At 62.9% G+C, this 16,503-nt stretch carries 16 protein-coding genes and 1 tRNA gene; 14 read left to right on the top strand and 3 right to left on the bottom strand.

Going from position 1 to position 16,503, the window contains the following annotated elements; all coding sequences use genetic code 11:
• The first annotated feature begins 34 nt into the window (after positions 1-34).
• Positions 35-110 (top strand) — tRNA-Thr (locus AC1IN8_RS20050).
• Positions 111-158: 48 nt separating this feature from the next.
• Here the strand turns inward: AC1IN8_RS20050 and AC1IN8_RS20045 are convergent.
• Positions 159-362 carry a hypothetical protein gene (locus AC1IN8_RS20045; RefSeq protein ID WP_479760333.1) on the bottom strand — a complete coding sequence of 68 codons (204 nt, stop codon included), beginning with the start codon at positions 360-362 and terminating at the stop codon, positions 159-161.
• Positions 363-503: 141 nt separating this feature from the next.
• On the opposite strand from AC1IN8_RS20045, the gene AC1IN8_RS20040 reads away from it, so the two are divergent.
• The 13 genes from AC1IN8_RS20040 to AC1IN8_RS19980 all read left to right on the top strand — a co-directional run bounded on the left by AC1IN8_RS20040 (position 504) and on the right by AC1IN8_RS19980 (position 14,656).
• Positions 504-1,769 carry a cytosine deaminase gene (locus tag AC1IN8_RS20040; protein WP_479760332.1) on the top strand — a complete coding sequence of 422 codons (1,266 nt, stop codon included), beginning with the start codon at positions 504-506 and terminating at the stop codon, positions 1,767-1,769.
• Between the two features lie 88 nt (positions 1,770-1,857).
• Positions 1,858-2,235: a fluoride efflux transporter CrcB gene (gene crcB / locus AC1IN8_RS20035; protein ID WP_479760330.1), complete on the top strand. Its 378-nt coding sequence runs from the start codon at positions 1,858-1,860 to the stop codon at positions 2,233-2,235.
• 65 nt (positions 2,236-2,300) lie between these two features.
• On the top strand, positions 2,301-3,053 hold the full coding sequence (gene ubiE / locus AC1IN8_RS20030; RefSeq protein WP_139438504.1) for a bifunctional demethylmenaquinone methyltransferase/2-methoxy-6-polyprenyl-1,4-benzoquinol methylase UbiE: 753 nt from the start codon (positions 2,301-2,303) through the stop codon (positions 3,051-3,053).
• An 8-nt stretch (positions 3,054-3,061) separates the two neighbouring features.
• Positions 3,062-3,670, top strand: coding sequence for a ubiquinone biosynthesis accessory factor UbiJ (locus AC1IN8_RS20025; RefSeq protein ID WP_454009065.1), 609 nt, complete (start codon positions 3,062-3,064; stop codon positions 3,668-3,670).
• Positions 3,670-5,310 carry a ubiquinone biosynthesis regulatory protein kinase UbiB gene (gene ubiB / locus AC1IN8_RS20020; RefSeq protein ID WP_139438510.1) on the top strand — a complete coding sequence of 547 codons (1,641 nt, stop codon included), beginning with the start codon at positions 3,670-3,672 and terminating at the stop codon, positions 5,308-5,310. The genes AC1IN8_RS20025 and ubiB overlap by 1 nt, the downstream gene beginning before the upstream one ends.
• A gap of 40 nt (positions 5,311-5,350) precedes the next feature.
• On the top strand, positions 5,351-5,599 hold the full coding sequence (gene tatA, locus AC1IN8_RS20015) for a Sec-independent protein translocase subunit TatA (RefSeq protein ID WP_025328841.1): 249 nt from the start codon (positions 5,351-5,353) through the stop codon (positions 5,597-5,599).
• A gap of 3 nt (positions 5,600-5,602) precedes the next feature.
• Positions 5,603-6,064 (top strand): Sec-independent protein translocase protein TatB, encoded by a 462-nt coding sequence (gene tatB, locus AC1IN8_RS20010; RefSeq protein WP_479760328.1) that lies wholly within the window; start codon positions 5,603-5,605, stop codon positions 6,062-6,064.
• Positions 6,061-6,816 (top strand): twin-arginine translocase subunit TatC, encoded by a 756-nt coding sequence (gene tatC / locus AC1IN8_RS20005; RefSeq protein ID WP_247627730.1) that lies wholly within the window; start codon positions 6,061-6,063, stop codon positions 6,814-6,816. The genes tatB and tatC overlap by 4 nt, the downstream gene beginning before the upstream one ends.
• A gap of 188 nt (positions 6,817-7,004) precedes the next feature.
• Positions 7,005-7,790 (top strand): TatD family hydrolase, encoded by a 786-nt coding sequence (locus AC1IN8_RS20000; RefSeq protein WP_404837446.1) that lies wholly within the window; start codon positions 7,005-7,007, stop codon positions 7,788-7,790.
• Between the two features lie 3 nt (positions 7,791-7,793).
• A complete protein-coding gene (gene hemB, locus AC1IN8_RS19995; RefSeq protein WP_479760325.1) occupies positions 7,794-8,813 on the top strand; it encodes a porphobilinogen synthase in 1,020 nt (339 codons plus the stop codon).
• A gap of 221 nt (positions 8,814-9,034) precedes the next feature.
• Positions 9,035-11,077 (top strand): oligopeptidase A, encoded by a 2,043-nt coding sequence (prlC, locus tag AC1IN8_RS19990; RefSeq protein ID WP_479760323.1) that lies wholly within the window; start codon positions 9,035-9,037, stop codon positions 11,075-11,077.
• A 204-nt stretch (positions 11,078-11,281) separates the two neighbouring features.
• A complete protein-coding gene (locus AC1IN8_RS19985; protein WP_319914028.1) occupies positions 11,282-13,846 on the top strand; it encodes a sensor domain-containing phosphodiesterase in 2,565 nt (854 codons plus the stop codon).
• Between the two features lie 51 nt (positions 13,847-13,897).
• Positions 13,898-14,656 (top strand): class I SAM-dependent methyltransferase, encoded by a 759-nt coding sequence (locus tag AC1IN8_RS19980; protein WP_406569531.1) that lies wholly within the window; start codon positions 13,898-13,900, stop codon positions 14,654-14,656.
• Between the two features lie 69 nt (positions 14,657-14,725).
• On the opposite strand, the gene AC1IN8_RS19975 is transcribed toward AC1IN8_RS19980, so the two are convergent.
• Both AC1IN8_RS19975 and gppA read right to left on the bottom strand, forming a co-directional pair.
• Positions 14,726-14,980, bottom strand: coding sequence for a Rho-binding antiterminator (locus AC1IN8_RS19975; protein WP_479760320.1), 255 nt, complete (start codon positions 14,978-14,980; stop codon positions 14,726-14,728).
• Between the two features lie 30 nt (positions 14,981-15,010).
• On the bottom strand, positions 15,011-16,501 hold the full coding sequence (gene gppA, locus AC1IN8_RS19970) for a guanosine-5'-triphosphate,3'-diphosphate diphosphatase (protein ID WP_479760338.1): 1,491 nt from the start codon (positions 16,499-16,501) through the stop codon (positions 15,011-15,013).
• Positions 16,502-16,503: the final 2 nt, after the last annotated feature.

Genomic DNA, 16,503 nt, shown 5'->3' with positions numbered 1-16,503 from the left:
TAGCACACACAGTGCGGTCTTTACCGGTTAGTGTGCTGATATGGCTCAGTTGGTAGAGCGCATCCTTGGTAAGGATGAGGTCCCCAGTTCGACTCTGGGTATCAGCACCATGAAAACGAAAGCCTCCCTGAAAAGGGAGGCTTTTTTGTTTTTACCATTCAGTTCATTGAAATCTGTCTGGCATCGAGATAGAAGCGGGCCTGCCCGGAAGCCTCTATCTGAATGGCTGCGACCAGCTGTTCGTTCCGTCTGTACTCCCACTGCTCGTCGATCGCGGTCAATGGGGGCTTGTTGATGCCCAGCGTCTGCAGATACTCGTGAAACAAGCCTGCGCTGCCGATCTCGGTCAATCCTGCTCTCATCCCGGTCCACTCCCTTCATCGTTGCTCTCCTTCAATGATGTCAGTCTCATCTGCATTCTGTGTGAACGCTTTTCTATTAAATTGATCCGAGCTAAGTTGTGGATTGGCAAAGGCAACCAGCGTCTCTAAGGGGAAAGGTACATGTTGATAAAGAATGTGCGTCTGAGTGGCAGGGAGGGGCTGTGGCAGATCCTGTGTCAGGATGGTCTGATCAGGACCATAGCCCCCATGAGCCAGATCCTCCTCTCCACCCGGGAACTGGATGGGGAGGAGGGGATGGCGATGCCCCCCTTTATCGAGCCCCACATTCACCTCGATACTACCCAGACCGCCGGTGAGCCGAGCTGGAACCTCTCCGGTACCCTGTTCGAGGGGATAGAGCGCTGGGCCGAACGCAAGGCGCTGCTGACCCATGAAGATGTGAAGCGGCGGGCCATACAGACGCTGAAGTGGCAGATCGCCAACGGCATCCAGTTCGTTCGCACCCATGTGGATGTCTCCGACCCCAACCTGGTGGCCCTGAAAGCCATGCTGGAGGTGCGGGAGGAGATGAAGGCGTGGGTCGAGCTACAGATAGTGGCCTTCCCACAAGAGGGGATCCTCTCCTATCCCAACGGCAAGGCCTTGCTGGAAGAGGCGCTCAAGCTGGGCGCCGACGTAATAGGCGCCATCCCCCATTTCGAGTTCACCCGGGAGTATGGGGTCGAAAGTCTGCATTACGTCTTCGATCTTGCCGAGAAGTATCAGGTTCTGGTGGATGTGCACTGCGACGAAATCGATGACGAGCAGTCCCGCTTTATCGAGACCCTGGTGACGCTCGCCTACGAGCGTGGTATCGGCTATCGCGTCACCGCCAGCCACACCACCGCCATGCACTCCTACAACGGGGCCTATGCCTCTCGCCTGTTCCGATTGCTCAAGATGGCGGACATCAACTTCGTCGCCAATCCGTTGGTGAACATTCACCTGCAGGGACGTTTCGATACCTACCCCAAGCGCCGGGGCATCACCCGGGTGAAGGAGATGCTGGAAGCGAACATCAACGTCTGCTTCGGCCACGACGATGTGTTCGATCCCTGGTATCCCATGGGAACGGCCAACATGTTGCAGGTGCTGCACATGGGGCTGCATGTCTGCCAGATCATGGGCTACGAGCAGATCAACGACGGCTTGAAGCTCATCAGCAGCCACAGTGCCCGCACCCTGAACGTGCAGGATCGCTATGGCATCGAGGTGGGAAAACCGGCCAACCTGCTGATCCTGCCCGCCGAGAGCGGCTTCGATGCTGTGCGTCGTCAGGTGCCGGTGCGCTACTCCATCCGCCATGGGCGCGTGATTGCCGAGACCCGGCCAGCGCAGACCTCCCTGCATCTGGATCAGACAGAGCCGGTGGATTTTCGCCGATGAGGCGATCAACCCCGCAGATTAATTGCCCCGCTATCCCCGCTTGCCGGCATTTTGCATAATGTCGGCCTGACACTTATGGAGCCTCCCCATGCAAACCTGGTTATTTGTCGCGGCCGGTGGTGCCATCGGCGCCTGCCTTCGTTTTGGTATCGCCGAGTTGATGGCGCTGCTGCTGGGACGCCACTTCCCCTATGGCACCCTGGTGGTCAACGTGCTGGGCTCCTTCATCATGGGCATCGCCTTTGCGCTGATCAGCCATGGCCATGTGGTGGAACACCCCATGAAGCCGCTGCTGATGGTGGGTATCCTCGGAGCCCTGACCACCTTCTCCTCTTTCGCCCTGGATACCGTGGTGCTGGCACAGCAAGGCGCCTATCTGAAGGCACTGCTCAACATAGGTCTCAATCTCTTCCTCTGTATGGCCATGGTGATGCTGGGGATGCAGTTGGTTGCCAGCCGGGTTTAAGGTGTCCGCAGGTCACCGGCTCTGGTAAACTGGCGGCCATTCTTTGCTCTATGGGTGTTTGAGGGATGTCGGAACAGACTAATACTACGCATTTTGGCTATAAAACCGTGGCGGCGACCGAGAAGGAAACTCTGGTGGCTGGCGTCTTCCATTCGGTGGCGGCCAAGTATGATCTGATGAACGATCTGATGTCATTCGGCATTCACCGCCTGTGGAAGCGCTTCACCATCGACTGTTCCGGTGTGCGCAAGGGTCAGAAGGTGCTGGATCTGGCCGGTGGCACCGGGGATCTGACCGCCAAGTTCTCCCGCATCGTCGGCGAGACGGGTCAGGTGGTGCTGGCGGACATCAACGACTCCATGCTCAAGGTGGGCCGCGACAAGCTGCGCAACCTGGGGGTGGCGAACAACGTCTCCTATGTGCAGGCCAATGCCGAGGCGCTGCCCTTCCCGGACAACCACTTCGACGTCATCACCATAGGCTTCGGCCTGCGCAACGTGACCGACAAGGACAAGGCGCTGGCCTCCATGTTCCGGGTGCTCAAGCCGGGTGGCCGTCTGCTGGTGCTGGAGTTCTCCAAGCCTTCGACCGAGGTGATCGCCAAGCTCTACGATCTCTACTCCTTCAAGCTGCTGCCGAAAATGGGCGAAATCGTCGCGAACGACGGGGAAAGCTACAAGTACCTGGCGGAATCCATTCGCATGCACCCGGATCAGCAGACCCTAGCGGGCATGATGGAGCAGGTCGGCTTCGAGCAGGTGGAGTTCTACAACCTGACTCAGGGTGTGGTCGCCCTGCACCGCGGTTACAAGTTTTAAGGTCGCCTATGCCGATGGATGCCATGGTCACCGCGGTGATCGAAACCAGCCTCAACCAGTTGCTGGCACTCGACAAGCAGAGCCCTGCGCGGCTGCGCAAGCTCGTGGGCAAGGTGCTCAAGCTGGAGCTGCGTGAGCTCAAGCCGCTCTGGTTTGTCTTCTCCGAGCGTCGACTTGACGTGCTGGCCCGCTATGAAGGGGAGCCCGACGCCGTGCTGAGCCTGTCGCTGACGGCGATCGGCCTGCTGAAGGATCCTTCCGCCCTGACTCGCTATATCCGCGAGGAGAAGCTGGACTTGAGCGGCGATCCCCAGCTGGTGCAGGCCTTCAGCGCCCTGCTGGGGGAGCTGGACATCGACTGGGAGGAGGAGCTGTCGCGCTATACCGGCGACGTGCTGGCTCATACCCTGTGTGGCGGCGCCCGTCAGGCCCGTCGCGTGGTGGGCCGCGAGTTGTGCCGCTCCCAGCGCCAGCTGGCCGAGTACCTCACCGAGGAGGCCCGCCTCGCCCCCGGCCCGCTGGAAGTGGCGAGCTTCAACGACGACGTCGAGCTGCTGGCACAACACATGAAGGCGGTCGAGTTGCGGCTGGCCCGCCTCGAGCAGCAGGTGAGCTGATGACCCCCAAGGAGTTCAAACGCCTCTATCGCATCGTCAGCATCCTGCTGGAGCAGGGCATCGACGAGCTGGTTCCCGCCCGCTATCAACCCTGGCCCGGACGCCTGGTGCGCCGCAGCCTGTTCTGGCTCAAGAACAAACAGCCGGAGCTGTGCAGGGGCGCCCGCATTCGCCTCGCCTTCGAGGCCCTGGGCCCCATCTTCATCAAGTTCGGCCAGATGCTGTCGACCCGCCGGGATCTGCTGCCACCGGACATCGCCGAAGAGCTGGCTCTGCTGCAGGACAGGGTGCCCCCCTTCTGCGGGCAGGAGGCCAGGCGCCAGATAGAGGCGAGCCTGGGTTGCCCCATCGAGACGCTGTTCGATGACTTCGACGAGACGCCGCTGGCATCCGCCTCCATTGCCCAGGTCCATACCGCCCGCTTGAAGGAGAATGGCCGGGAGATCGTCATCAAGGTGATCCGTCCCGACATAGAGCCCGTCATCGAGGCCGATCTGCGACTGATGCAGGCGCTGGCCCGTCTGGTGGCCCGTTTCGTGCCCCAGAGCGCACGGCTGCGCCCCGTCGAGGTGGTGGAGGAGTACCGCAAGACCATACTCGACGAGTTGAATCTGATGCGCGAAGCCGCCAACGCCATCCAGCTGAGGCGCAACTTCACCGGCTCGGAGGCGCTCTATGTGCCCGAGGTCTACACGGATCACTGCCGCGAGCAGGTGCTGGTGATGGAGCGCATCTACGGCATTCCCGTCTCCGACATCGCCGCGCTGGAGGCCAACGGCACCAACATGAAACTGCTGGCGGAGCGCGGGGTCGAGGTCTTCTTCACCCAGGTGTTCCGTGACAGCTTCTTCCATGCGGACATGCACCCGGGCAACATTTTCGTCTCCTACGAGCATCCGGAGAATCCGCTCTGGATCGGCATCGACTGCGGCATAGTCGGCACCCTGAACCGGGAAGACAAGCGCTACCTGGCGGAGAACTTCCTCGCCTTCTTCAACCGCGACTATCAGCGGGTGGCGCAGCTGCACGTGGAGTCCGGCTGGGTACCGCCCGACACCAAGGTGGACGAGTTCGAGTTCGCCATCCGCACCGTGCTGGAGCCCATCTTCGAGAAGCCGCTCTCCGAAATTTCGTTCGGCCACGTGCTGCTCAACCTGTTCAACACCGCCCGTCGCTTCAACATGCAGGTGCAGCCCCAGCTGGTGTTGCTGCAGAAGACCCTGCTCTATGTGGAAGGATTGGGGCGTCAGCTCTATCCCCAGCTGGATCTGTGGCAGACCGCCAAGCCCTACCTGGAAAGCTGGATGCACGAGCAGGTGGGCCCCAAGGCGGTGCTCAATGCGATCCGCGAGAAGGCCCCCTTCTGGGCGGAGAAGCTGCCGGAGCTGCCGGAGCTGGTCTACGAGACCCTGCGCCAGGCGCGGCATCAGCAGCACCACTTCGAGCAGATGTTCGCCGATTTTCGCCTGCACAGCCGCCGTCAGGGACAGGCCCGCTACCTCTTAGGGGTGGGAGCCAGCCTACTGTTGGTGGGTGTATTCTTGCTGACCCAGAAACAACATATTGAGTGGGGACAAATCAGTCTCGCCGGCGCCGGGTTATGCTGGCTGCTGGGCTGGTTGAAGACCCGCATTCATTAATTAAACTGCGCCATCAGGCGCCTATCCTGGAGAGAAAGTCATGGGTGGTATCAGTATTTGGCAATTGTTGATCATCGCAGTCATCGTCGTGCTGCTGTTCGGTACCAAGAAGCTGCGCGGTATCGGCGGCGATCTGGGTGCGGCCGTGAAGGGGTTCAAGAAGGCGCTGTCGGATGATCCGGCCGATGCCAAGCCCGAGCAGAAGGATGCGGAGTTTCCGGCCAAGCAGCTGAACGAGACGGCCAGCAGTGCCGAGACCGCCAAGCAGAAAGACAAAGATCAGGCCTAAGCCATGTTCGACATCGGTTTTTGGGAGCTGGTCGTCATCGGTGTCGTCGCCCTGGTGGTGCTGGGTCCCGAGCGGTTGCCGGTCGCCATCCGTACCGCCAGCCACTGGATCAGGCTGATCCGCAGTACCGCCAACTCGGTCAAGACAGAGCTGGAGCAGGAGCTGAAGTTGCAAGAGCTGCACAATGATCTGAAGAAGGCCGAGCAGTTGCAGATGAACAACCTGAGCCCAGAGCTGCAGGAGTCCATCGAGCAGTTGAAGGCGGCGGCCCAGTCGGTGAACCGTCCCTATCAGCCACAACAGGAAGCGCAGAACGAGATCCGCCCGCCACGCTCCGAGCCGGTCGCCCAGTCTGAACCCGTCGCCCCGGTGGAGCCTGCCGTGCAGCTGACCGAGGTGCCGCCGGTCAACAGCCAGCGCGAGCCCGTCAGCGAGTCTGCCGGCAAGGGGGAGGTGAAGCCATGAGTCAGGCCGAACAACCCCTTATCAGCCACCTGGTGGAGCTGAGAACCCGCCTGCTGCGTTCCATCTCCGCCATCCTGCTGGCGTTTGTCGCGCTCATCTATTTCTCCAACGACATCTACGATTTCGTGGCCCGGCCGCTGCTCAGCCAGCTGCCTGAAGGGACCAGCATGATAGCGACGGACGTGGCGACCCCCTTCATCACGCCCATCAAGCTGACCCTGGTGGTCTCCTTCTTCGTGGCCATCCCCTATCTGCTCTATCAGGCCTGGGCCTTCATCGCCCCCGGCCTGTACCAGCACGAGCGGCGTCTCGTCATGCCGTTGGTGGCCTCCAGTGCCGTGCTCTTCTATGCCGGCATGGCGTTCGCCTACTACGTGGTGTTCCCCCTGGTGTTCGGCTTCTTCACCAGCACGGCCCCCGCCGGGGTGACGGTGGCGACCGACATTGCCAGCTATCTGGACTTCGTGCTGACCCTGTTCTTCGCGTTCGGGGTGGCGTTCGAGATACCTGTGGCCACCATATTGCTGTGCTGGACCGGGGTCACCACCCCCAAGAGCCTGAAGGAGAAGCGCCCCTACGTCATCGTCGGGGTCTTCGTGGTCGGCATGCTGCTGACCCCGCCCGACGTCTTCTCCCAGACCCTGCTGGCGATCCCCATGTGGGCCCTGTGGGAGATAGGTCTCTTCTTCGCCCGCTTCTATGTGAGGAAAGAGGACGAGGAAGAGCAGGAACAACCGGATGTGGAGAGCTGAGACTCTGTTCGTCATCTGTTTGCCGGACGGCGAGAGGATGACGAAGTCCGCAGGAATAGCAGAACGAGGGGAGCTGAGGCTCCCTTCCTCTTTTCATGCATCCGTTCGAGGCGTATGGTGATGCCCCATCGAGTAGATGGTTTTCAAATACCTGATATGTATTCCTTTTGTTCGGAACCTCTGATCCCATGATCGACATTGGTCTCAACCTCACCAGCCCCCAGTTTGCCGGCGAACAGCCAGCACTGGTGGCCCGCGCCCGCGCCGCCGGGGTCGAGGCGCTGATCCTGACCGGTACCGATCTGGCCGGCAGCCGCGAGAGTGCTGAACTGGCCGCCGAGTGGCCCGGTTACTGCTTCTCCACCGCCGGGGTGCATCCCCACGATGCCAAGAGCGTGGATGAGCAGACCCTGCCCGCCCTGCGTGCACTGGCGGCGCTGCCCCAGGTGGTGGCCATCGGCGAGTGCGGCCTCGACTACAACCGCGACTTTTCCCCCCGTCCGGTGCAGGATGCGGTGTTCGACACCCAGCTGGCGCTGGCCGCCGAGCTGGGGATGCCGGTGTTTCTCCACTGCCGCGATGCCCACACCCGCTTTGTCGAGATCCTGCGGCCCTGGTTGCCCAGATTGCCGGGGGCCGTGCTGCACTGCTTCACCGGCTCCGACGAGGAGCTGGACCAGTGCCTGGCGCTGGGGCTGCATATCGGAGTGACCGGCTGGCTGTGCGACGAGCGGCGCGGCCAGTTGCTGCGCGAGCAGGTGGCGCGCATTCCCGCCGGTCGCCTGATGATCGAGACCGATGCTCCCTATCTGGTACCGCGGGATTTGAAACCGCGTCCGAAACGCAACGAACCCGCTTTTTTGCCGCACATCGCCCAGGTGGTGGCGGCCTGCCGTGGTGAAGCGCCCGAGGCCTTGCTGGCCCATACCCGGGCCACCTCCGCCGCATTTTTCCAACTTCCTCTTCTGGAGTGATTCATGGCCATAACTCTTCCGGGCACCTTTCCGGGTCGCCGCCTGCGCCGGGTGCGCAAACATGATTTCAGCCGTCGTCTGGTGCGCGAGAACCAGCTGACCGTCAACGATCTCATCTATCCGGTGTTCGTGCTGGAGGGGGAGGGTCAGCGTGAGGCCGTCGCCTCCATGCCGGGGGTGGACAGGCTCTCCATCGATCTGCTGCTGGCGGAGGCCGAAGAGCTGGTGGCCCTCGGCGTGCCCGCCATCGCCCTGTTCCCGGTGACGCCGCTGGCGCAGAAGAGCCTGCTGGCGGAAGAGGCCTACAACCCGGACGGGCTGGCCCAGCGGGCGACCCGCGCCCTCAAGGCCCGCTTCCCGGAGCTGGGTGTCATCACAGATGTGGCGCTGGATCCCTTCACCACCCACGGTCAGGACGGCATCATCGATGACGAAGGCTATGTGCAAAACGACATCACCACCGGGATCCTGGTGAAGCAGGCGCTCTCCCACGCCGCCGCCGGGGCCGACATAGTGGCGCCGTCCGACATGATGGATGGCCGCATCGGAGCGATTCGCGCCGCGCTGGAAGAGAACGGCTTCGTTAACGTCCAGATCATGGCCTACTCCGCCAAGTACGCCTCCAGCTACTACGGCCCGTTCCGCGATGCGGTGGGCTCCGCCGCCAACCTCGGCAAGAGCAACAAGGCCAGCTATCAGATGGATCCGGCCAACGGCAACGAGGCGCTGCACGAGGTGGCGCTGGATATCGCCGAAGGGGCGGACAGCGTCATGGTCAAGCCGGGCATGCCCTACCTGGACGTCATCCGTCGGGTGAAGGATCAGTTCGGGGTGCCGACCTTCGCCTACCAGGTGAGCGGCGAGTATGCCATGCACATGGCGGCGATCCAGAACGGCTGGCTGAAAGAGAAGGAGTGCGTGCTGGAGTCCCTGCTCTGCTTCAAGCGGGCCGGTGCCGACGGCATCCTCACCTACTTCGCCAAGCGGGTCGCCCAGTGGTTGAAAGAGGACGCCCAACGCTGATACGGGTAGCGTCGATGCCCTCACAATGCCGGCCCTTTGGCCGGCATTGTCGTCTCCGGATGCCGGATCGCTGCATTAATGAGCAGCTTTTGGCGAAATCTGGGCAGCAGACCCGGCTCTGGGCGGCAAAGGCTTGATAAATGGGGTTTCTGCCTACATCTTAGATGGTCCAAGCAAGCTTCTGGACGGCAGGGGCTGCAGAGCATTTAGAGGTACCGCAGATGACTAACCCTTTGCTGACGATGGACTCGCTGCCCCCCTTCAGCCAGATCCAGCCCGATCAGGTGCAGCCTGCCGTGACGCAGGCCATCGCCGATTGCAAACAGAAGATTGCAGATGTGCTGGCGCAGAAGGAGCCCCACACCTGGGACAGCCTGATCGCCCCGCTGGAAGAGGTCAATGACCGCCTGTCCCGGATCTGGTCGCCGGTCAGCCACCTCAACGCCGTACAGAACAGCGAGGCGCTGCGCGCGGCCCATGACGCCTGCCTGCCGCTGCTCTCCGAATTCCAGACCTATGTGGGCCAGCATGAAGGGCTCTATCAAGCCTATCTGGCCCTCTCCGAGAGCGACGACTTCCTCCTGCTGAGCGGCGCCCAGCGCAAGGAGATCCAGAATACCCTGCGCGACTTCCGCCTGTCCGGCATAGGTCTGCCCGCCGAGGCGCAGCAGCGCTATGGCGAGATCCAGTCTCGCCTCTCGGAGCTGGCCTCCCGCTTCAGCAACAACGTGCTGGATGCGACCCAGGGCTGGAGCAAGCTGGTGACCGACGAGGCCGAACTGGCCGGTCTGCCCGCGAGCGCGCAGGCGGCCGCCCGCCAGATGGCCGAACTCAAGGGCAAGGAGGGGTGGCTGTTCACCCTGGATATCCCCTCCTACCTGCCGGTGATGATGTATGCGGACAACCGTGCCCTGCGGGCCGAGCTGTATGAGGCCTTCACCACCCGCGCCTCCGACCAGGGCCCCAATGCGGGCAAGTGGGACAACTCCGCCATCATGAGCGAGCTGCTCACCCTGCGCCGCGAGCTGGCCCAGCTGCTGGGTTTTGCCAACTACGCCGAGCTCTCCCTGGCCACCAAGATGGCGGACAAGCCCGAGCAGGTGGTGAGCTTCCTCACGGATCTGGCAGCCAAGTCCCTGCCACAAGGCAAGGCCGAGCTGGAGGAGATCCGCGCCTTCGCCGCCGAACAGCACGGCCAGAGCGAGCTGGCGGCCTGGGATCTCGCCTACTACGCCGAGAAGCTCAAGCAGCACAAGTTCTCCATCTCCGACGAGCAACTGCGCCCCTACTTCCCCGCCAGCAAGGTGGTGAAGGGGCTGTTCGAGGTGGTGAAGCGGGTGTTCGGCATGAAGGTGCGCGAGCGCCTCGGCATCGACACCTGGCACCCGGACGTGCGCTTCTACGACATCTTCGATGCCGAGGACGAGCTGCGCGGCAGCTTCTACCTCGACCTCTACGCCCGGGAACACAAGCAGGGCGGCGCCTGGATGGATGTCTGCCTCGGCCGTCGCTACCGTCAGGATGGCTCGCTGCAAAAGCCGGTGGCCTACCTGACCTGCAACTTCAACGGCCCGGTGGATGGCAAGCCGGCCCTGTTCACCCACAACGAAGTGGTCACCCTGTTCCACGAGTTCGGCCACGGCATTCACCACATGCTGACCCGCATCGACGTGGCCGGCGTGGCCGGTATCAACGGCGTGGCCTGGGATGCGGTGGAGCTGCCGAGCCAGTTCCTAGAGAACTGGTGCTGGGAGTCCGAGGCGCTGGCCTTCATCTCCGGCCATCATGAAACCGGCGAGCCGCTGCCCGCGGATCTGCTGGAGAAGATGCTGACCGCCCGCAACTTCCAGGCGGCGATGCAGATGCTGCGTCAGCTGGAGTTCGCCCTGTTCGACTTCCGTCTGCACCAGGAGTTTGACCCGGCCAGGCCGGATCAGATCCCGGCCCTGCTGGCGGAGGTGCGCAGCCAGGTGGCCGTGATGACGCCGCCGGCATTCAACCGCTTCCAGCACAGCTTCTCCCACATCTTCGCGGGCGGCTATGCGGCGGGCTACTACAGCTACAAGTGGGCCGAGGTGCTCTCCGCCGATGCCTTCTCCCGTTTCGAGGAGGAGGGGATCTTCAACCCGGCCACCGGCCAATCCTTCCTGAAGCACATTCTGGAGAAGGGGGGGTCCAAGGAGCCGATGGAGCTGTTCCGCGCCTTCCGCGGTCGCGAGCCCAAGGTGGATGCCCTGCTACGTCACAGCGGGATAGCCGCCTGAGGCCCGGCGCCTTCGCCGGCGTGAGCTTCAAGCAGGTACAGATTTGCGACATAGTGGGATCACAGCGTGATTTTTGAGAGAAAAAGGGACCTTTTGGTCCCTTTTTCCAAGGCTTTTTAATATCTTGCGGAGTGCATGTTTGCACTGGCCCCGCCTCTTCAGTAGAGTCGGGTTCTACCTTCCAAGGAGAGAAAGAACCTTGCCATGAGGCGAGCACTCGAGTCTGTCTATCAAATCATCTCCAGCCTGTCTCATTCGAGTGGTCAGGGATATTTTGATACCTTTGTGAGTGAAATCGCCAACGCGGTCGGGGCTGACTTCGTCCTGGTTTCAGGCAAGGATCAGGCCGGGCTCTTCTTCACCGTGCATGCCGCCTATCCCGCCTCTCTCGACATCAATTCCTACAGCTTCCCCCTCGCGGACACCCCGGGCGAGATCGCCATGCAGCAGGGAGAAGCCTGGTTCAGCGATCGTACCCGGGAGCTGTTTCCCCATGCGGCCGTGCTGGAGCGCTGCCAGGTCAGGGCCTATGCCGGCGTCGCACTGAAGAGTGCCGAGGGCGAGACCCTGGGACTGTGCAGTGTCATGTTCAAGCGGGCCACCCCCAGAATGGACAAGATCATGGGGCTGCTGCGGCTGCTGGCGCCGCTCGCCGGCCGTGAACTGGCCCTGATGTATCAGCAGCAGCGTCAGTCGCCCCCAACCCAGCCGGAATGCCCGGACTTCCTGGACACCATGATGTCCCATGCGCCGGTCGGCATCGGCAAGCTCGATCTCAACGGCACCATCCTCTGGGTCAACCCGGCCATCGAGAAGATGCTGGGCTACAGCCAGCAGGAGCTGCTGCGGCTCACCGTCGCCGAGCTCAACCACCCAGACGACTGGCTGACCAGCATCCCTCTCTACGACGCCCTCAAGCGGGGAGAGCGCCCCGCCTTTACCCAGGAGAAGCGCTACCTGCACCGGGACGGCTCTGTGCTGTGGGGCCGGGTGACCGTGACCCTGATCCGCAACGAGCAGATGCATCCCGACTACCTCATGGTGGTGCTGGAGAACATAGACCCCATGAAGCGTCATGCGGAGCAGCTCAAGCTCTCCCACCGGGTCTATGACAACCTCTCCGAGGCCATCCTGGTGTGCGATGCCGACAGCCGCATCATCTCGGTGAACCCGGCGTTCGAGAAGATCACCGGCTACAGCGAGGAGGAGGCCCGCGGCCAGCGTCCCAGCCTGCTCAAGTCCGGGCTGCACGATCAGACCTTCTACGCCGACATGTACCACGCCCTGGAGCGGGTGGGGATCTGGCGCGGCGAGGTGTGGAACAAGCGCAAGAACGGCAAGCTCTATCCCCAGCAGCTGATGATCAGCGCCCTGCGGGAAGGGGGCAGGATCAGCCAGTACATCGCCATTTTCAGCGATCTCTCCCAGACCAAGCTGGCGGAGCAGAAGATCGCCGCCCAGGCCAACTACGACAACCTCACCGGGCTGCCGAACCGCTGGCTGTTCGGCCGCTGTCTCGCCCGCTTCTGCGAGCGGGGGGAGCGCTTCGCCCTCATGGTGCTGGACCTCAACAACTTCAAGGCGGTCAACAACAGCATGGATCACCATGTGGGCGATGCCCTGCTGCGAGAGGTGTCGGATCGGCTGGTGAGCCGGGTGCGTACCGAGGATCTGGTGGCCCGCATCGGCGGCGACGAGTTCGCCTTCCTGGTACCCGGCATCGTCAACCGCCGCCAGGCCGAGGTGTTTGCCAAGCAGGTGATCGGCGGCTTCGCCCGACCCTTCATGCTGGCCAATCAGCACCTCTATGTGACCGCGACCCTCGGCATCACCCTCTGCCCCAACGACGGCGGCGACAGCGACGAGCTGCTGCGCAATGCGGAGCAGGCGCTGTTCGTCGCCAAGCGGCAGGGGCGCTCCCTCGGTACCTACAGCGCCTCCATGCGGGAAGAGGTGAGCCAGCGCCACCAGATGCAGCAGGATCTGGCGGAGGCCATCAAGCTGGCGCAGCTGACCATGGCCTACCAGCCCATCTGGGACAATCGTAGCGGCCGGGTCGCCAAGCTGGAGGCCCTGGTGCGCTGGTATCACCCCCACTGGGGTCAGGTCTCGCCGGCAGACTTCATCCCGCTGGCGGAAGAGGCGGGGCTCATCCAGGGGCTGGGTGCCCTGGTGCTCTGGCAGTCGTGCCGGGATCTGGCGAGGCTGCAGAAGTCCGGTTTCCCGGAGTTGCAGATGTCCATCAACCGCTCCACCCTGGAGTTTCAGACAATCGATCCCGAGGCGAACGAGTGGCTCAGGGTGATCCGCCACTTCGACCTGGACCCGGCGGACATCATCATAGAGATCACCGAGTCCCTGCTGATGGAGAGCAGCGATCAGCACAGGGTGCGGATCGATGCCCTGCGCGAGGCGGGCTGCAAGCTGGCCATCGACGACTTCGGTACCGGCTACTCGGCCCTCAATTACCTGCGCACCTTCCCGGTGGATCTGGTCAAGATAGACAGATCCTTCGTGCGCCACATCCCCTTCAACGAGCAGGACAGGCTGCTGCTGGACGGCATCATCAACATAGTGCACAACCTCGGCATGCAGGTGGTGATCGAGGGGGTGGAGACCCGGGAGCAGCTCAACTTCCTCTGCCAGAAGGGCTGTGCCTTCACCCAGGGCTATCTGCTCAGCCGCCCGCTGCCCTATGACGATCTGGTGGAATACCTGACCCTCAATCGCCAGGGGATGAACCTGGCCAACCTGACCACAGTGAGCTGATCCCCCGCTTCTGCTATCATGCCCGCTTCCGTGCCGCCATGAGTCTTCGTTATGCCCCATATCCAGGTTTTCAGTGAAGTGCCCGCCCGCGACGGCGAGCTGGACGCCCTGCGACTGCGTCTGGCCGAGGTGGAGTTTCCCGCCCCCTTTGCGCTGGTGCTGACTGACACCAGGCTGGAGCTGCGCAAGCTGGACGAGCCCAAGCTCGGCGGCGTCTATGTGGACTTCGTGGAAGGGGCCGTGGCTCACAGGCGCAAGTTCGGTGGCGGCCGCGGCCAGTCCATCGCCAAGGCGGTGGGGTTGAAGTCCGGGGCCATGCCGACCGTGGTGGATGCCACCGCCGGGCTCGGCCGTGACGCCTTCGTGCTCGCCTCCCTCGGCTGCAAGGTGACCCTGATAGAGCGCAGCCCCGTGGTGGCGGCCCTGCTGCAGGACGGTCTGGCGCGGGCGGCGCAGGATCCCGAGATAGGCCCCTGGGTCAGCGAGCGCATGCATCTCCTGCAGGGGCCTGCGGTGGACAACCTGCTGGCGTTGCCGGAGCGGCCAGAGGTCATCTACCTGGATCCCATGTTCCCCCACAAGCAGAAGTCGGCGCTGGTGAAGAAGGAGATGCGGGTGTTCCAGTCCCTGGTGGGGCCGGATCTCGATGCGGATGCCCTGCTGCCGGCGGCGCTGCAGATGGCACAGAAGCGGGTGGTGGTGAAGCGTCCGGACTACGCGGGCTGGCTCAACGAGCACAAACCGAGCATGGCCATAGAGACCAAGAGCAACCGCTTCGACGTCTATGTGATGGCGGCGCTGGCGGGTTAACTGCCGGTGTGAGTCGCGGATGCAAAAAAGGAGGGCCAACCTGTGTTGGCCCTCCTTTTTGCCTTGAGGTCAGCTGGCGGGGGCGAAGCGGATATGCCGCGCTTCCCCCTGCCAGACGAGATCCAGGGTCGCCAGATCGGCGAGGCTGAGACGCTCGCCACTGTGCAGCAGCAGATACTCGACGCCGTCGCTGGCCTCTATGGTCCGGATCCTGTCATCCCACCGGCGACCGTCGCGGCTGGCGAGGGTCACAGGCAGTTGCCAGCGGGCGGCTATCTCGAGCCAGTCGTAGAGGTCACAGCTGATGGGTTGGTAATCCGGCATGTTCGACTCCCAGACTGGCAGGTGATGAGGTCAGGCTTCCTGCACCCGGGTGGGCCAGCCCATCTTCTGCTGGCGCTCCACCTCGAGCCGCAGCTCGCTGGCGCGCAGGTAGTGTTCATCCATCCACCCCTTGGGCAGGGTCAGGGTCAGCGACTCCTCCTCGGCCTGCAGGGTGAAGCTGGGCACTGTGCCCTGGGTGCGGCGCATGCAGAGGATCAGCGCGATGCGCAGGATGCGGGCCAGCCGGATCGCCTGGCGACCGGTGACGGCACCCTGCTTTTCCAGCGGTTCCAGCTTGAATTCGTCCCGCTGGTTGAACAGCAGGGCCGACAACAGCTTCTTCTGCGCCGGGGTGAAGCCCGGCATGTCGATGTTGTCGATGATGTAGGCGGCGTGTTGCGGCGCCTTCTTGTACTCGATACAGAGGCCGATCTCGTGCAGCAGGGCGGCATAACGCAAGATCGGGCGACCGTAACGCTTGGAGAGTCGCCAGGCCGGTTGCAGCTGGTTGAAGGCCTCGACTGCGGTGTCGCGCACTCGCTCGGCGTGTTCCTTGTCCAGCTGATAGCGGCTGATCAGGCTGTCGGCGGTTCTGTCCCGGGCATCACAGTCATGATTGTTGCCCAGCAGACCGTAGATCAGGCCTTCTCGCAGGGCGCCGCCCGCCAGCGTCATGCTCTCTATGTTCAGGGTCTCGAAGATGGCGATCAGGATGGCGAGGCCGGAGGGGAACACGGTCAGCCGCTCGGCGGCCAGCCCTTCCAGCTGCAGTCGATCCAGCCTGCCACAGGCGATGGCCTGACCCATCAGCTCCTGCAGCTTGGGCAGGGTGACCCGTTCGCTCTTCCCTTGCGCCAGCATGATCTCCTGCAGCGCCTGGACAGTGCCGGAGGCGCCGACACAGGTGCGCCAGCCGAGGGCGCGGTAATCTTCCGCCACCTTCTCCAGCACCGTCCTGGCGGCGGCAATGGCCTGCTGGAAACGGGCCTCGGAGAGCTCGCCATCACCGAAGTGGTTGTTGAGCCAGGTGACACAGCCCATGTGCAGGCTGTTGAGCAGCTTGGCTTCGCTGTGTTCGCCTATCACCAGCTCTGTGCTGGCGCCGCCGATGTCGATCACCAGCCGGTTGCCTTCCCCGGCTGAGGTCCAGGAGACCCCCTCATAGATGGTCTTGGCCTCTTCCTCGCCCGAGATGATCTCGATGCTGTGGTTGAGCACCCGTTCCGCTTCGCTCAGGAATTCATCGACGTTGGTGGCGAGGCGCAGGGTGGCGGTACCCACCACCCGGATATTGTCGGATGGAATGTCCTGCAACTGCTCGGAGAACAGGCGCAGGCAGTCCCAGCCCCGCTCCATGGCGGCACGGTTGAGGCGAAACTCAGGATCGAGACCGGCGGCGAGGCGAACCTTGCGCTTGACCTTGGTGACGGTGCGCAGGGCACCGGCGACCTCGCGCACCACCAGCATGTGAAAACTGTTGGAGCCGAGGTCGATGGCGGCATAGAGCGGCGAGTTGTGCAACT

It is taken from the genome of Aeromonas sp. 130281, assembly GCF_056642115.1.
This window is presented reverse-complemented; position numbering and strand designations above follow the sequence as displayed.

Excerpts from the sequence above, each read along its gene's own strand:
- ubiE (WP_139438504.1), top strand. The coding sequence starts at position 2,301 with ATGTCGGAACAGACTAATACTACGCATTTTGGCTATAAAACCGTGGCG.
- prlC (WP_479760323.1), top strand. The coding sequence starts at position 9,035 with ATGACTAACCCTTTGCTGACGATGGACTCGCTGCCCCCCTTCAGCCAG.
- AC1IN8_RS20040 (WP_479760332.1), top strand. The coding sequence starts at position 504 with ATGTTGATAAAGAATGTGCGTCTGAGTGGCAGGGAGGGGCTGTGGCAG.
- AC1IN8_RS19980 (WP_406569531.1), top strand. The coding sequence starts at position 13,898 with ATGCCCCATATCCAGGTTTTCAGTGAAGTGCCCGCCCGCGACGGCGAG.
- AC1IN8_RS19975 (WP_479760320.1), bottom strand. The coding sequence starts at position 14,980 with ATGCCGGATTACCAACCCATCAGCTGTGACCTCTACGACTGGCTCGAG.
- ubiB (WP_139438510.1), top strand. The coding sequence starts at position 3,670 with ATGACCCCCAAGGAGTTCAAACGCCTCTATCGCATCGTCAGCATCCTG.
- AC1IN8_RS20000 (WP_404837446.1), top strand. The coding sequence starts at position 7,005 with ATGATCGACATTGGTCTCAACCTCACCAGCCCCCAGTTTGCCGGCGAA.
- tatA (WP_025328841.1), top strand. The coding sequence starts at position 5,351 with ATGGGTGGTATCAGTATTTGGCAATTGTTGATCATCGCAGTCATCGTC.
- crcB (WP_479760330.1), top strand. The coding sequence starts at position 1,858 with ATGCAAACCTGGTTATTTGTCGCGGCCGGTGGTGCCATCGGCGCCTGC.
- AC1IN8_RS19985 (WP_319914028.1), top strand. The coding sequence starts at position 11,282 with ATGAGGCGAGCACTCGAGTCTGTCTATCAAATCATCTCCAGCCTGTCT.
- tatB (WP_479760328.1), top strand. The coding sequence starts at position 5,603 with ATGTTCGACATCGGTTTTTGGGAGCTGGTCGTCATCGGTGTCGTCGCC.
- AC1IN8_RS20045 (WP_479760333.1), bottom strand. The coding sequence starts at position 362 with ATGAGAGCAGGATTGACCGAGATCGGCAGCGCAGGCTTGTTTCACGAG.
- AC1IN8_RS20025 (WP_454009065.1), top strand. The coding sequence starts at position 3,062 with ATGCCGATGGATGCCATGGTCACCGCGGTGATCGAAACCAGCCTCAAC.
- tatC (WP_247627730.1), top strand. The coding sequence starts at position 6,061 with ATGAGTCAGGCCGAACAACCCCTTATCAGCCACCTGGTGGAGCTGAGA.
- hemB (WP_479760325.1), top strand. The coding sequence starts at position 7,794 with ATGGCCATAACTCTTCCGGGCACCTTTCCGGGTCGCCGCCTGCGCCGG.